We start from the raw sequence: 14,462 nt of genomic DNA on the forward strand, positions 1-14,462 counted from the left end.
GGCCCTGATTATCACATCCGTGTTTTCAAAAAATAAAAATTGCAGTAGTATTATGACCACTGGCGCATAACACCGCGCCTGGCTTAGCATCACATGACATCACAGTTGTATTCCCAAATAACTCGAATATCGGAGATTTACATGAGTGGAAGCTATGACTTGAAGCGCAGTGGCGAGCAGTACATGTTCAATCTGAAGGCTGGAAATGGACAAACTGTTCTGACCAGCGAGCGATATGCCGCCAAGGCAGGTGCGTTGGATGGCATCGAATCGGTCCGCAAGAATTCTCCGATAGACGAAAGGTACGAGCGAAAAACAGCCAAGGATGGCTCGCCTTTTTTTACATTATCAAGTGCCAATGGCCAGGTAATCGGGCGTAGCGAAATGTATTCCAGCGCCACCGCCCGCGACAACGGGATTGCTTCGTGCAAAACCAACGGCCCGACGGGGACAACAAAGGACAATACCGCTACTGGTGCATAGCGCCAACGGCTCTTGTTCGTCTCCGGATAGCGTCGTTCGATCGGGTCGGTGAAAATTGATCATGGTAAAATAAAAGGCCTGCATCGTTAGCCAATTGTGGTGGTGTTTCATGCTTTGGCTGATCGATGTGTCGCGCGTCATAGCGATGCCTATACGCCGTTTTTGCTGTGTATTTTTGCCGGACCCAATTCGAATGACAGAAAAAAAGATAGTGGATTTTCGGGTGTATACCATGCGCTCTGGTGGTGTTGACGAATTTCTTCGTTTGGCGAAACTTCACATGTTGCCGGTACAATCGCGCCACCTCGGCCAGCCGTTGGCCTTTTACAAGACCGAAATCGGGCAGCAGGAAGAAGTGATGCATTTATGGGGCTTTGACTCTCTGGCGGACATGGAACGCAGAAGGGCTTTTAGAGATGCAGATTCTCAATGGGGTACCTATTTGAGCGAATCCGATGGCCTGATAGAGCGACAGGAAAACACCGTTCTGAAGCAGGTGCCCATAAAAATAAACCACGACGATACGCGACGCGACGATTTGACCGTCATGCAAATCAAGGTGTCGACGGTAAAGAGGGGGCGCATGTCGGAGCTGCTTTCTGCGTATGAGAAGAGGGGGCTACCGGTGCTCCAGAAAAATCGGGTCGGCATTGCTGGTATTTATACGTCTGAAGTCGGGAGCCTGAACAAATTTATCCAGATCACAGCTCACGACAATTATGCCGCAATAGAAGCGCTTAATCAGAAACTGGCAGCAAATGCTGAGTGGCGCGCCTTTCGTAATCATGCAGATGATCTTGTTGTTTCCCAAACCACGAAAATAGCCCGACAAATACAAATGTCATAAGGGCGTTCGTGAACCGGGCGGTGATTGACCGCCCCGGCACCGTGCCCTACTTCACAAAGCAGATCGACTCAACATCAATTCGGGCTTAGCATCTGCGAACTGCAGTACCCGCAAGATCGCCAGTCGCCACTCCATCTGCCAAAGTGGGACGTCCATTCACAAATACCCATTCGATACCACTGGCGAATTGTCGCGGATTTTCATAAGTGGCGTTCGCTTGTACGTTGGCGGGGTCAAAGACGGTGATGTTAGCCCGATAACCTTGTTTGAGCAGCCCCATATCACCGAGCCTGAATGTGCGCGCCGTGTAGCCGGTCATTTTGAATATACTTTCTTCAAGCGTCATCCAGCCCTTGTCGCGCACGAGTTCCCCCAGAACTTTCGGGAACGTTCCGTATTGGCGCGGATGAGGGTGATCTCCCACGTCCAGGCCGTCGCTTCCTATCATGCTGTGTGCATGGGTGAGCACATTGCGTAGGTCCTCTTCACACGAGTTCTGCATGATCTGGCCCACCTCGCCTTGTTCTGCCAGCATCAGATCAAAGACAAAGTCACAGACCTCCTGGCCTGCCTGTTGCGCGGCTTCGAGTACCGTCAGGCCGACATATACCTGACGTTCGGCATGCTTGAGGTAGGAAATGGTAATGTTCTGCCAGCCCAGGGCCGCAATTCGGTTTTCCCAACCGGGGATGCCATGCGTCCAGTCGTGCCTGATGCGCGCGCGGCATTCGTTCGATGCCAGTCTTTCCATCATTGCGTCCCGCCCGCCATCGAGCACCCAGGGTGGAAACAGCATGGATAGTGTAGTGCTGCCGGCCAGGTACGGGTACATATCGGAATAGGTGGTTAGGCCGTGTTGGCGGGCCTCGTCCAGCTTGGCAAGCGACAGGCGTGTCTTGCCGTAGTTTCTCGCACCGCTGGTCTTGTGATGAGAGATCAGCAACGGAATGTGTGCACGCAGGGCAACATCCAGGGACTCGTCTACGGATTGGAGCAGCCCATCTACCTGATCCCGCATATGGGTTGCGTACAACCCGCCATAGTCATTGACGATGCCTGCCAGAGCAACGAGTTCGTCCGAATCGGCGTAGACGCCGGGTACATAACACAGGCCTGATGATAAACCCAGCGAGCCTTGCTGCATTGTCTGATGAAGCAGGGTCTTCATGGATTCCAGTTCGGCCAGGGTTGGCGCTCGCGCCTCCAGTCCCATAACCGCAGCACGCAGTGCGCCGTGTCCAGTCAGCGTGGCGACGTTGACGGCGGCGCCTTGCTTGAATACGCGCTCGAAGTACCCGTTAAGGTCCACCCAGTTCCACTCAATGGTGGGGTGGCCGAAGATGGGTGAAGCCTGTTCACGGAACGCAGCCGCGTTCGCACCAGCCAATGGAAAAGTAGACCATCCGCAGTTTCCTAGCACCTCTGTGGTTACGCCCTGACGAACTTTGCTTTCAGCGCCGGGGTTGGCAATCAGGGACAGTTCCGAGTGGCAGTGGCAGTCGATGAATCCGGGCGAAATGATCCGCTCACTGCAGTCGATTCGCCTTGCGGCCGATTCGTCTGTCAAATCGCCGATTGCGGATATACGACCGTCTTTTAAGGCAACATCGCCGGTCACGCGCGGCTTGCCGCTGCCATCAATGATTGAACCGTGAGAGAGAATGAAGTCGTGCATAATTGAGAGGGTGACCTTGGGGTTAGGTGAGGGCGATCAAGTACGCGGCCCGCATTATTGTTTTTCGATTTTGGCGCTTTCGATAAGCTGCGCCCATTTGCGCTGCTCCTGGGCGATCAACGCGCTGTACTCTTGCTGGGTTCCCGGGGTGGGCGTGGCAAAGGATTGCGTGAGCGTTGCCTGTACCGTGGGTGAACGCATTGCGGTGTTAAGCGTTTCACTTATTTTCATGATAATGTCTTTGGGCGTACCGGCCGGGGCGATCAGTCCTCCCCAGGCGCTGTTTTCATAATCTTTGAGGCCGCTTTCCGCAAGGGTCGGTATTGAGGGATCCATCTGCACGCGCTCGCTGGTTGTAATTGCCAGTGCACGCAACTTGCCGCTTTTAATCATTGGGTATGCGACCGTGGCATTGGTGAACGTATAGTCAAGCCGGCCGCCCACCAGGTCTGTCAGTGATTGCGGATCGCCGTTATACGGAATGAATTGGGTATCAACGCCACTGAGATCTTTGAAGAGCTCACCGCCCATATGGCCGCTGCTTCCAAGGTTGGAGGCTGCCCATGTCAACTGGCCCGGTGATTTTTTTGCGGCGGCAATCAGATCGGCGATCGTTTTGTAGGGGGAGTCTTTTCGCACCACTAATAGATTGGGTACGGTATACATCGGGCCAGCGGGGACAAAGTCTCGATTCGCGTCGTATGCGAGTTTCTTGAACAGCGCGGGATTGATCGCCAGGTTATTGATATTTCCATAACTTAACGTGTAGCCATCAAGGGCTGAGCGTTTCAAATGTGATAGCGCGATCGCGCCTGCGGCACCCGGCCGATTCTCGATGATAAAAGATTGGCCGGTGATTTTGGCCAATTCGGCGGCGACGGCACGCGTCAATACGTCAGATGCCGCGCCAGGTGTCGACGGCAGCACAATGGTGACCGCCTTTGTCGGCCAGGCAGTCTCGGTAGCGTGGCTGTATTGCAAGCTTGATATTACACCCAAGGCGGCAATAAACGCGCAACTTATTTTGTTCATGATTTTTCCTTTTAGAATGGAAAACAAGCTAGAGCAAGGCGGCGTAAGCAGACAGTACTGCTGCGCCACCGGTGTGCAGAAAAACAATGTTCTGGTCCGCAGCAAACCTGCCCGAATGAATATCGGCGATCAAGCCTGCCATGGCCTTGCCTGTGTACACAGGATCCAGCAGGATGCCTTCTTGTCGTCCCAGGAGCTTGATGGCATCCAGGGCTTCTGGGGTTGCGATACCATATCCGTCGCCGATATGAGCGTCATCGACCTCTATCTGGTCAGCGGGTACGGAGGCCTCCATCAGGCCCGCAGTCTGGTTGGCGATGGCATGAACGATTTCTGACATGCGATTGGAGTCGAACCGCACGCTATAGCCTCGCACCCGGGTATGTTTGCCACGGGACAGTGCGGCAACCAGGCCCGCTTGCGTTCCGCCGCTTCCGGCCGCATGCACAATGTAGTCGACCTTAATGCCCAGATCAGAGGCCTGGGCGGCGATCTCATGAGCACAGCCCACATATCCCATCGCGCCCAGTGGACTTGAGCCTCCACCGGCGATGATGTAGGGTTTGCGCCCTTGTCGGATCAGTTGCGTTTCCAGCTCGGCAACCGCTTCCGCAATGTTTGCGCCTGCAGGCAACGCCTCGCAGAGCGTTGCGCCGAGCACTCGGTTCAAGAGCGCGTTGCCTGCCCGGTAATATTCGGCGGGTTGCCCTTCCAGACGTCGTTCCAGCAGCAATACGCAACTGAGGCCCAACTGGGCAGCGGCGGCTGCGGTTTGCCGGGCATGATTCGACTGGGTCGCGCCCGTTGCGATCAAGGTATCGGCGCCCTTGGCGAGCGCGTCGGCTGCCAGATACTCCAGTTTGCGCGCCTTGTTGCCGCCGCCGGCCAGACCAGTGAGGTCATCTCGCTTCATGAATATCTTCGGCCCGCCCAGATAGGCCGACAGTCGCAGAAGCGGCTGCAGGGGCGTTGCATGTTCAGTGAAGCTGATTCTGGGAAATGCATTCCATTCCATTTGGCCGCGCTCCTTATTGGTATGAGGCAGCGTCGGTGCTGTCGGTAGGATTGGCAATGGCGCGTCGCAGTGCTGGACTCATGGGAACCCGCAGATTGATGGATTTGGGTGGAATCGCAGACTCGAACCATTTGGCGTAAATGCCGTTGATGGCACCGCTTGCAAATGTGGATTTGAGCGCACCATCCACCAGTGCCTTGAAGGAGGAGTCCCCCTTTCTCATCATCAGGGCGTACGGCTCAACCGACAGGGGGGCCTTGGAAATCACGTATGCATCCGGCGTTTTTGCGTTGGCCACCAGACCGGCAAGTGTAATGTCGTCCAGGAAGAATGCAGCGGCCCTGTCGGTTTCCATCATCAGGAAGCCTTCGGCAAAATCGCGTGCCGGTGCGATACGCATACCGTATTTGTGCGCGACGTTCAGTGCCATGATCTGCCGAATATTTGACGAGCCAGCTGTGGCGACTACTGACTTGCTCGCCAGTGAACTCAGATCAGCAAGGTTGGTGCTTTTCTTGGAGACAAATCGTGTGCTGGATACGAAGATGGTGGATGAAAAGGCGACCTGTTTCTGGCGCTCGACTGTATTCGAGGTGGTGCCGCACTCCAGGTCGATTGTGCCATTGGCCATGAGCGGGATACGGTTGGAAGAGGCTATGGGCACCATCCTGATCTTGAGATCGGGCTGATTGAGGTGGGTCTTTATTTCTTCCACGACTTTAAGGCAGAGATCCACCGAATAGCCGACAAACTGGTGTGATGCATCGAGATAGGAAAAGGGTTGTGCGGTTTCCCGAACGCCGAGCGCGATCTCGTTCTTTTGTTTGATTTTGCTGAGTGTGTCGGTTGGCTGGGCGGTTGCGCACGTGCTGGCGACCAGCGTAAGGGCTGCGACAAACATTGAAGTTTTCATGGGTGTCTTCTCCGGTGCCGCAGCGTAAATCGCTCACGGACTTCTTATTGTATCGTTACAAAATAATGAAATCCAATTATCAATCGATACATAAAGAAAGTCAATGGTATATATTGCAGGCGAACTAGGGGAATATACCAATGGAGGGGGCGTGTGGTTCTTCAGCCAGCATGTCTGCAATCAGTATTCCAAAATTGCGCAGCTCGGCTGTATCCTGTGCTGCGCTGACGCTGATGCGCACGGCGTTATCTACACCGGGCGGGTTGGTGGCAAAGGCTTCTGAGGGAGCAGCCCGATAGCCCATCGTTTCTATTCGTCGGCAAAACTGGCCGGCAGTCCATGGGTCGGGAAGTCGCAGCCAAGCGTGGGGGCTAAACGTGCTTGTCTGCAGATCGAATCCGGCAAGTGCCTGAGTAAGTGCGTTGTTTCGTTCGCCCAGCTCAAGCCGGTTCTCTTGCAGTACTCGTTCGGCGCTCCCTGAGGTGACAAGCTGGGCTGCCACCTCGGCTGAGATCGGCGAGGCCATCCAGGTCGTGGCACGCACTGCCTCGATGACTGCCGCTGTCAGTTGGCGTGGCGTTTGCATGTAGCCCACGCGCAATCCAGGGCCAAGGGATTTGGAAAAGCTGGTAATCCTGATAGTCAATTCCGGAGCCAGGGATGCCAGGGTAGGCAGTGGTACTTCCGACAGGCAGCCGTACACATCATCTTCCAGCAGAAAGATGCCAGCCTGCTTTGCAATGTCGGCAATTTCCATGCGCCGGTCTGGCGGGATGGTTGCCGTCGTTGGATTGTGGATGTTGGGCACGCAGACAAGGCCTTTGATGGGGTGGGTTGCGATTGCTTTACGCAGGGAGTCTGGCACCAGGCCGTGCTCGTCAATGTCGATCGGCACTAAGTTGAGTCCGAGCCGAGGCGCCAGGGTTCTCAAGCCGGTGTAGGTCAGTTGCTCTGTGGCGACATAGTCGCCAGCCTTGCTGCATGCCAGCAAACCGCACAAAAGCGCGTGTTGTGCGCCATCGGTCACGACTACCCGGGCAGGGTCAACGGGGGGTTCGGTGTTGCGACTGAGCCACTGGGCGCCGGCCTGTCTATGGGTGGAGCGTCCTGCCGGATCATCGTAGCGCAGCAGCTCGCCAAAGGCAGGTGATTGGTGCAGCTGTGATAGCGCCTGCCCAATGTCGTCTCCCCAGCTTTTCAATGCTGCCTGATGGCCGCGCAGGTCCACTATTCGATGTCTTGCGGAGGCTGCACCTGCTGTCGCGTCGACCGCATCTGCTGCGGCCGGATCCTTCACGCGTGTTCCGCGGCGCGCGCCGGTCTCCAGCAGTCTCGCTCTTACAACTTCGCCGAATGCGCGAGATACAGTCCCTACGGTCACGCCAAGCTGGGATGACAATTGGCGGTTGGGCGGCAACTGGTCGCCGGGCTTGAGTTTGCCGCTACGGATGTCCTGGATGAGAGCCTGGGCGATTCTCTTATACATCGGTCCACTGGTTGCAGACAGATCTGGTGCCCAGTCGTTTGAGCTTTGCATATATTGCCTTTTTTCGATTCGAAGCCTTAGCGCGAGGCTTGACAGGAATAAATGTACCCGTCTATTATCGGAACAATCTATTTTGTATCGGTACAAAATAGATCTATTTGTGATACAAAATTATTTAACCTATTTTACATGGAAAATAACATGCTGCAGATGATCCATACGCCGCGCGATAAGGCTTGCGGTGGCCACTACTCACACGCGGTTCGCGCCGGGGACTTTATCTTTGTGTCGGGACAGACGCCACGCAACGACTTGCGTGCTGTAGTTGGCAAGACAATTGAAGAACAAACAGCAGTTACGCTTGAAAATGTACGTCTGACGCTCGAGGCCGCCGGCGGTGCGCTGGAGGATGTGGTCAAGGTTGGCGTTTTTCTGAGTAACCTTGCAGATGCCGCTCGTTTCGATCAGGTTTACGCCAGCCATTTTCCGACCTTCCGGCCGGCACGAACCACGGTAGGCTGCGCGCTCAACGGTGTGCAGGTGGAGATCGATGTGGTGGCTTACGTCCCCTTGTCGGCCCGTAAGCAGGAGGTGGTGCTATGAACCCGATTCTTCATGGCGTGATTCCCGCCGTACCGACGCCATTGGGTGCGGATGGCCAGCCGGATACAGCAAAGCTTGTGGCGTTCATCGGCGATCTGTTCGATGCCGGTTGCCAGGGGGTGAATTTGCTGGGAACGACCGGAGAGGCGACGTCTTTTGACCAAGCGACTCGTTTGCAGGTCATGGAAGCGGTGGCAACGGCCGGCCTGGCGCCGCGGATGATGGTCGGCACCGGTGGCGCGGCATTGGCCGACGCGGTTGCCTTGACCCAAGCGGCCGACACGATGGGCTTTGCCGGCGCGCTCTTGCTTCCTCCTTTTTATTACAAGGGTGTTGGCGACAGCGCGTTGGTGCAGTATGTTGAGGCCCTGGCAGAGAGGGCGAGCCTGCAGCGCAGCAGATTGTATCTCTACAACATCCCGCAATTTACCGGCCTGAAGTACTCGCTGGAGGTCATCGAACAACTGACACGCAGTCTTGGCGCATTGCTGGCAGGCATAAAGGATAGCTCAGGCGATTTGCTGTATGCCGAGGCCGTGGCGACAAATTTCAGCCAGCTCGCGGTGTTTCCGAGTGATGAAGCGACGCTCAGGGATGGTGCCCGGAAAAAATTTGCCGGCTGCATATCTGCTTCGGTGAATGTATTCCCGAATCTGGCATGCGCGGCCTATCGGTCCGGTGTGGATACACCAGATGACATCTATAGCCCGATGGTCAATGCGCGCAAGGCCTTGACCAGTGTCCCCCTGGTGCCGGCAGTGAAGGCTGCGTTGGCCTTGCAGCGCCAAGATGAAAGTTGGGCAACGATGAAACTGCCTCTGGTCCCCCTCAATTCAATGCAGCTTGCCCAGTTGCAAAACGGACTGGCGGCAGTCCAGGCTCACCGGCACAACAGCGGCCAAGACCGTCTGGCCATCTAGAGAGGCGACAATGAACTACCACTGGAACTGGATGATTTTTGGAGACCCCGCACCGGATGGAACAGGCACCTATATGGACAGCCTGTTGTCGGGATTGGGTTGGACGCTCACCACCGCATTGCTGGCCTGGGCCATTGCAATGGTGTTGGGCGTGATCGTAGGCGTTCTTAAAACCACAGAGTCAGCGACGGCGCGTCGACTGGCCTTTGCCTACATTGAACTGTTTCGCAATATTCCGCTATTGGTCCAGATGTTTGTCTGGTACTTTGTGATTCCCGAGCTCTTGCCTGGTGCGATGGGTTACTGGATAAAAACCTTGTCTAACGGTCCCTTTGTCGCCGCTGTTGTGTGTCTTGGGTTCTTTACGTCGGCCCGGGTTGCGGTCCAGGTGTCTGCGGGTATCGACGCCTTGCCACGTGGTCAGCGGGCGGCAGCCAAAGCGCTTGGACTGCGGACATGGCAAATTTACCGCTATGTGCTTTTGCCTGTGGCCGGACGGCGGATGCTGTTGCCGTTGACGAACGAATTTCTGAACAATATCAAGAACACCTCGGTGGGGCTGACCATCGGCCTGATTGAACTGACCGCCACCGCCCGAGCAATGCAGGAGTTCTCGTTTCAGGTCTTTGAGGCTTTCACCGCTGCAACGCTGATCTATCTGGTGGTGAACCTGTCTGCTGTAGGGGTTATGCGACTGATCGAGTCAGCCGTGATACCTGGGCGCTCGTTCAGAAGCCTGCTGCAGCGTAACCGACGGGTGAATCGCCATGCTTGACTCATTCGACTTTAGCGTGATCGTCCAGGCCTTGCCGTTTCTATTTGGCGTAGGCATGGTCTTCACTGTCAAATTGACGCTCCTGGCGATGGTGGGTGGGTTGATATTGGGAACGCTGCTGGCGCTCATGAGGCTGTCGCACTCAGCTACCCTGCGCACCGTCGCCGGCGTTTATGTCAACGTTATTCGCTCTATCCCGCTGGTGTTGGTAATTTTCTGGTTCTTCTTTCTGGTGCCGTATATCGGAGGCTGGATAATGGGTTCGAACACGCCTATCGAAGTGGGCGCGTTCAGTTCGGCACTGGTCACATTCGTTATGTTCGAGGCTGCATATTACTGCGAAATCATACGGGCTGGCATCCTGGGTGTTTCACGCGGACAAGTGCAGGCGGCACAGGCGTTGGGCATGAACCACCGCATGGCCATGACATACGTGATTCTTCCGCAGGCAATAAAAAGCATGCTGCCCCTGCTGTTAACGCAATCCATTATTCTTTTGCAAGAGGTTTCGCTTGTGTACGTGGTTTCCATCACCGATTTTGTGGGCGCCGCCGCCGCGATTGCACAGCGCGATGGGCGATTGCTGGAAATGTATCTGTTCGTGGCGGTGGTCTATTTCTGCATCTGCTTTACGCTTTCATCCCTTGTCAGACGCATGCGTCAATTTCAAAATGGCTAAAAAATATGATCGAAATAAATAATATTTCCAAGTGGTACGGCAATTTCCAGGTACTCAATCAATGTAGCGCGTCCGTCAGCAAGGGCGAAGTGGTGGTTGTATGCGGGCCTTCCGGCTCGGGCAAATCGACCCTGATTAAGACAGTAAACGGTTTGGAACCTATTGATCAGGGCACCATCTTGATCGATGGCGTTTCGGTTGCGGCGAAGGATACGAATCTGCCGCAACTGCGCGCTCGCATTGGCATGGTGTTCCAGGGCTTCGAGTTATTTCCCCACCTGAGTGTTCTTGACAATATGCTTCTGGGTCAGATGAAAGTGCTTAAACGCGATCGCGCACTGGCCGCCAGCAAGGCACTTGAATATCTGGATCGGGTAGGTCTGGCGGGGCACGCATCCAAATTGCCTGCCCAGCTCTCAGGCGGACAGCAACAACGCGTCGCAATTGCGCGGGCGCTGGCAATGGATCCCATCGCGATGCTATTCGATGAACCTACCTCTGCATTGGATCCAGAGATGATCAACGAAGTGCTGGACGTCATGGTCGGGCTGGCGCGTGACGGCATGACCATGATGGTGGTGACGCACGAAATGGGTTTCGCTAAAAAAGTGGCCGACCGGGTTATTTTCATGGATGGCGGCGCCATTGTCGAGGACTGCGACAAGGCTGCATTCTTTAATGAGCCGCGGTCCCGGCGAGCACAGGACTTTCTGGGGAAGATTATCCATTAGGCATGATGCTGTGAGCAACTTGCTGCGCCAGCGTATTGGGCGCCGCGTAAAAATGTGAGTACGTTGATGAGGTTAATGGTACTGCGCGTTAAGCGGGGGGTATGCGTCGTTAGCCGGGGGGTAAAAATATGATGTGTGGATTAGTTCTTTCGCCACCGGCCTTTTCAGACGCTCACCGAGTCATCTTTGTTTGCGGAATGGGCACGGGAGAATTCCCTGGCGGCCATTAGAACCGGCATGAGGCGACGCCCCGAGTCAGTAAGGCTATACTCGACACGGGGCGGCTGCTCGCCGAAGTCTCTCCTTGCGATCAGACCGTTTTCTTCAAGTTCTCTGAGATGCTGCGTTAGCATTTTCTGTGAAATGCCCGGGATGTCTCGCAATAATTGCAAGGTCCTCATAGACGGCTCTGCGAACAGACGAAACAGAATTGGCAGCTTCCATCGCCCGCTGATCATGTGAATGACGTTGCTTACATGCGCGACCGATCCGTCCACGCCAAGGCACGCATCCCTTTGCTCTGGTGCCACAGGTACTTTTAAGTGCGTAATTGACTCGTTCATTGACTGTCCTCTAGTATTGAACACTAGCGTTAACATGGGAGCGGCAGTGTGGATTTGAAACTTGATGGAAAAATTGCGCTTGTTACCGGGAGCAGCAAAGGGATTGGCAAAGCGGTCGCCCAGGGGCTTGCGCGCGAGGGCGCGACTGTGATCATCCATGGCCGCAACAAGATCGCTGTTGAAGAAGTTGCACACGATATTACCATTGATGGCGGGTGCGCCTATGGGGTGGTGGGCGACCTGACACACGAAGACGAAGTGCAGCGGCTTATCGGACAAGCACAGGCTTTCGTCAAGCCAGTCGAGATTCTTGTCAACAACGCGGGAGGCTCTGGAGTGACAGAAGACTGGAAGGCCACGCGCGCTGAAACATGGGCGTCGGGCTATGATCGAAACGTTCTTGCTGCAGTTCGGGTCACCACAAGTGTATTGCCGCAGATGCGGGAGGCCAAATGGGGCAGGATCATCAACATCTCCAGTATTGCTGGAATGATGCCCCCACCGATGAGGCCGGACTACGCGGCGGCCAAGGCTGCCATGATCGCAATGACGGCTTCACTTGCAAAGGCTGTTGCCAAGGAAGGGATTACCGCAAATACCATTACGCCGGGAACCATTCATAGTGTGAGTCTTGATCAGGTGTTTCGGAAAACGGCTGTCGAAAACGGACTGTCGGTCGATGCCCCGTGGAGCGAGATCGAAAAAAGCGTGCTGCCGATGTTCGCCCAGGTGCCCATAGGACGGGTCGGAACGCTTGACGAAATTGCAGATGTCATTGCGTTCCTGGTGAGTCCCCGAGCCAGTTATATCACCGGAGCAAATGTGAGGCTGGATGGGGGAATGTGGCCAGGGCTTTAGCAGGCACCTTCCATATGGCATTAAACTGGATAAAGCCAGGATTGCTCACTCCAGGACCAGTTGTCCTGCCTGACCGGCACTCACATTACTCCACATCCAGCGACACGATGCTGCCGCCTTCGGCCTGCAAGCGGGACAGATAGCTCGCGTGATCGACAACCTGATAAGGGAAATACAATCCAGGCGGCGTCGGCGCTTTGCCATCCAGCCCGGCCAGTCGCTCCAGGATCATGCTGACCCCCAATGCAGTCAATGGCGCGGCGCCGCCCGGATGGAACACGGCATGACGAGTGCGTAGCGGGTGCCCGTCGCTGTCTTTGCCTGCCATTTCGATAATGATTTCCGTGGATTTAGGTTCGCCGCGACGTCGGGATGAACTGACACCCATGGCAAGGTTAAATTGCACGTCCGGCGCTCCGGTGGCGACCGCCAGGCCAGCAACATCGATAGACGAAAAGCCAGTGCCTTCCACTGCGGTGCCATCGATTGCACGAAATTGGGCTTTGGCATCGTCGTTACTGCGCCAAATATAGCTGCCGTCGCGGCGGGTGAGAGCGGCGGGCATCATCCGGCCCAGTCGTTCAAAATCCTCGGCAACCGCCGGGCCACCTGCATCCTGCTCATCAACCAGCGCGTTCATCGTGACTTGCTGCAGCTGTGAAAAAGATTTGGCACAGGTTAATGCGGCGATGGTGGTGGCGCCGACCAGCCATTCATAGCCCAGGACGATCGCCGCCGTGCCGGGCGAGTGCATATAGGTTGCCACTTCAGGGGCAATTTCGTATACGCCGGAAGAGATGCTCAGGTGTGGGACCCCACGACTTTGCGCGAAGCGCAGACTGGCCAGGCGGTGGTCGGCGTAGAAGACCGCAACAGCGCTGACCCGACGGTCACCAAGACCGAGATCGGTGGCACGCGCATCAATTGCCACGCCCTCGGCATTGCCGATTTCGCTGGCCGCCTGGCGGGTTTTAGCCAAATCGCGACCCCCGATCAGTAACGGAACATCGGGGTGGATGGCGCGCAGCGCGCGGGCAGTCTCGCGTCCGATCGCGCCGGTGCCGCCCATTAGAAGAATAGCGTCTGAAATCATTGTCATATGTCCTTGAAGAGGGTTAGAATCTACTAAAGGTAGGATAAACCTACGAAAAGTAGCTTAACCTACTAAAGGTAGGTTGCGCAAGGAGAAATTTGACTGTGGTTACTCATTCCAATCAGAAAGCCCCGAAGACGCCAGTAAAGAGTCCTGCCAGGACGGCTACAGCAACGCCTTCAACGAAAGCAGCGAGCCGGCTGCCAAAAGAGGCGCGAAGACAGCAATTACTTGCCACGGCTCTGTTGATCATTCGTGATGAAGGCGCCGATCGACTCACGCTGGGCAATCTTGCCATTCGCGCAGGTGTCTCCAAGCCTGTGGTGTACGAACATTTCGGCACGCGCTCGGGCTTGCTCATTGAGCTATACAGGTGGATCGATACCGAGAGGGTAAGCGCGTTTCAAGCGGCAATGGCTGCAGAAACGCGAGGCCAGGAGGAGACCATTCGCCTGCTGGCGACCACCTATATCCATTGCGCGACGGATATTACCGATGACTTTCACACCGTAGGCGCGGCCTTGGCCGGGAGCCAAGAGAAGGCGGCCGTTTTCCAGGAGCTGCTCAATAACGTGATCATGATGTTCGTTGCGGTACTGAAGCCTTTCGACAATTTGCCCGCGGGCGAGCTGGAAAAGCGCTGCATTGGCTTTGTGGGGGCGGGAGAAGCGCTGTCGTCCGCGTTGGTGCGCGGGACGCTGGATGCGCGGGAGGCCGAGGCCGTCTTTGCGTCGTTGATTACGGGTGGAATGGCGGCGCGTTGACGTGGCATTGTGCCCCGCGCCCAAA

General features: G+C 55.7%; 16 protein-coding genes. 9 read left to right on the forward strand and 7 right to left on the reverse strand.

What is annotated here, in order from left to right; translation table 11 throughout:
• Positions 1-141: 141 nt before the first annotated feature.
• Together EV681_RS14620 and EV681_RS14625 are read left to right on the forward strand one after the other, a co-directional pair.
• Positions 142-483: a YegP family protein gene (locus EV681_RS14620; protein ID WP_128392769.1), complete on the forward strand. Its 342-nt coding sequence runs from the start codon at positions 142-144 to the stop codon at positions 481-483.
• Between the two features lie 109 nt (positions 484-592).
• Positions 593-1,330, forward strand: coding sequence for an NIPSNAP family protein (locus EV681_RS14625; RefSeq protein WP_130304379.1), 738 nt, complete (start codon positions 593-595; stop codon positions 1,328-1,330).
• A gap of 85 nt (positions 1,331-1,415) precedes the next feature.
• Here the strand turns inward: EV681_RS14625 and EV681_RS14630 are convergent, their stop codons facing one another.
• The 5 genes from EV681_RS14630 to EV681_RS14650 form a co-directional block, all read right to left on the reverse strand.
• Positions 1,416-3,005, reverse strand: coding sequence for an N-acyl-D-amino-acid deacylase family protein (locus EV681_RS14630; protein ID WP_130304380.1), 1,590 nt, complete (start codon positions 3,003-3,005; stop codon positions 1,416-1,418).
• Between the two features lie 54 nt (positions 3,006-3,059).
• Positions 3,060-4,037, reverse strand: coding sequence for a Bug family tripartite tricarboxylate transporter substrate binding protein (locus EV681_RS14635; RefSeq protein ID WP_242612268.1), 978 nt, complete (start codon positions 4,035-4,037; stop codon positions 3,060-3,062).
• A gap of 28 nt (positions 4,038-4,065) precedes the next feature.
• Positions 4,066-5,052, reverse strand: a complete 987-nt coding sequence (locus EV681_RS14640; protein ID WP_130304381.1) for a D-cysteine desulfhydrase family protein — start codon at positions 5,050-5,052, stop codon at positions 4,066-4,068.
• 13 nt (positions 5,053-5,065) lie between these two features.
• Positions 5,066-5,965, reverse strand: coding sequence for an amino acid ABC transporter substrate-binding protein (locus tag EV681_RS14645; RefSeq protein ID WP_130304382.1), 900 nt, complete (start codon positions 5,963-5,965; stop codon positions 5,066-5,068).
• A 124-nt stretch (positions 5,966-6,089) separates the two neighbouring features.
• A complete protein-coding gene (locus EV681_RS14650) occupies positions 6,090-7,502 on the reverse strand; it encodes an aminotransferase-like domain-containing protein (protein WP_130304383.1) in 1,413 nt (470 codons plus the stop codon).
• Between the two features lie 150 nt (positions 7,503-7,652).
• On the opposite strand from EV681_RS14650, the gene EV681_RS14655 reads away from it, so the two are divergent.
• Genes EV681_RS14655 through EV681_RS14675 form a run of 5 tightly spaced genes read left to right on the forward strand, consistent with a single transcriptional unit; the run spans position 7,653 to position 11,159 of the window.
• Positions 7,653-8,054, forward strand: coding sequence for a RidA family protein (locus EV681_RS14655; protein ID WP_207227076.1), 402 nt, complete (start codon positions 7,653-7,655; stop codon positions 8,052-8,054).
• A complete protein-coding gene (locus tag EV681_RS14660) occupies positions 8,051-8,974 on the forward strand; it encodes a dihydrodipicolinate synthase family protein (protein ID WP_130304384.1) in 924 nt (307 codons plus the stop codon). The genes EV681_RS14655 and EV681_RS14660 overlap by 4 nt, the downstream gene beginning before the upstream one ends.
• 10 nt (positions 8,975-8,984) lie before the next feature.
• Positions 8,985-9,749: an amino acid ABC transporter permease gene (locus EV681_RS14665; RefSeq protein WP_130304385.1), complete on the forward strand. Its 765-nt coding sequence runs from the start codon at positions 8,985-8,987 to the stop codon at positions 9,747-9,749.
• Positions 9,742-10,428 (forward strand): amino acid ABC transporter permease, encoded by a 687-nt coding sequence (locus EV681_RS14670; protein WP_130304386.1) that lies wholly within the window; start codon positions 9,742-9,744, stop codon positions 10,426-10,428. Before EV681_RS14665 ends, EV681_RS14670 begins: the two co-directional genes overlap by 8 nt.
• A 5-nt stretch (positions 10,429-10,433) precedes the next feature.
• Positions 10,434-11,159 carry an amino acid ABC transporter ATP-binding protein gene (locus EV681_RS14675; RefSeq protein WP_130304387.1) on the forward strand — a complete coding sequence of 242 codons (726 nt, stop codon included), beginning with the start codon at positions 10,434-10,436 and terminating at the stop codon, positions 11,157-11,159.
• A gap of 164 nt (positions 11,160-11,323) precedes the next feature.
• Here the strand turns inward: EV681_RS14675 and EV681_RS14680 are convergent, their stop codons facing one another.
• Entirely contained in the window at positions 11,324-11,722 is a 399-nt protein-coding gene (locus EV681_RS14680) for a winged helix-turn-helix transcriptional regulator (protein WP_128392760.1), read from the reverse strand.
• Between the two features lie 48 nt (positions 11,723-11,770).
• Here EV681_RS14680 and EV681_RS14685 point away from each other — a divergent pair, with 48 nt between their 5' ends.
• Positions 11,771-12,580, forward strand: coding sequence for an SDR family NAD(P)-dependent oxidoreductase (locus EV681_RS14685; RefSeq protein ID WP_130304388.1), 810 nt, complete (start codon positions 11,771-11,773; stop codon positions 12,578-12,580).
• A gap of 85 nt (positions 12,581-12,665) precedes the next feature.
• Here the strand turns inward: EV681_RS14685 and EV681_RS14690 are convergent, their stop codons facing one another.
• Entirely contained in the window at positions 12,666-13,673 is a 1,008-nt protein-coding gene (locus EV681_RS14690; RefSeq protein ID WP_130304389.1) for a Rossmann-fold NAD(P)-binding domain-containing protein, read from the reverse strand.
• A 104-nt stretch (positions 13,674-13,777) separates the two neighbouring features.
• On the opposite strand from EV681_RS14690, the gene EV681_RS14695 reads away from it, so the two are divergent.
• Positions 13,778-14,437: a TetR/AcrR family transcriptional regulator gene (locus tag EV681_RS14695; protein WP_242612290.1), complete on the forward strand. Its 660-nt coding sequence runs from the start codon at positions 13,778-13,780 to the stop codon at positions 14,435-14,437.
• The last annotated feature ends 25 nt before the right edge of the window (positions 14,438-14,462 follow it).

It is taken from the genome of Advenella incenata (genome assembly GCF_004217095.1).
Classification (GTDB): domain Bacteria; phylum Pseudomonadota; class Gammaproteobacteria; order Burkholderiales; family Burkholderiaceae_B; genus Advenella; species Advenella incenata.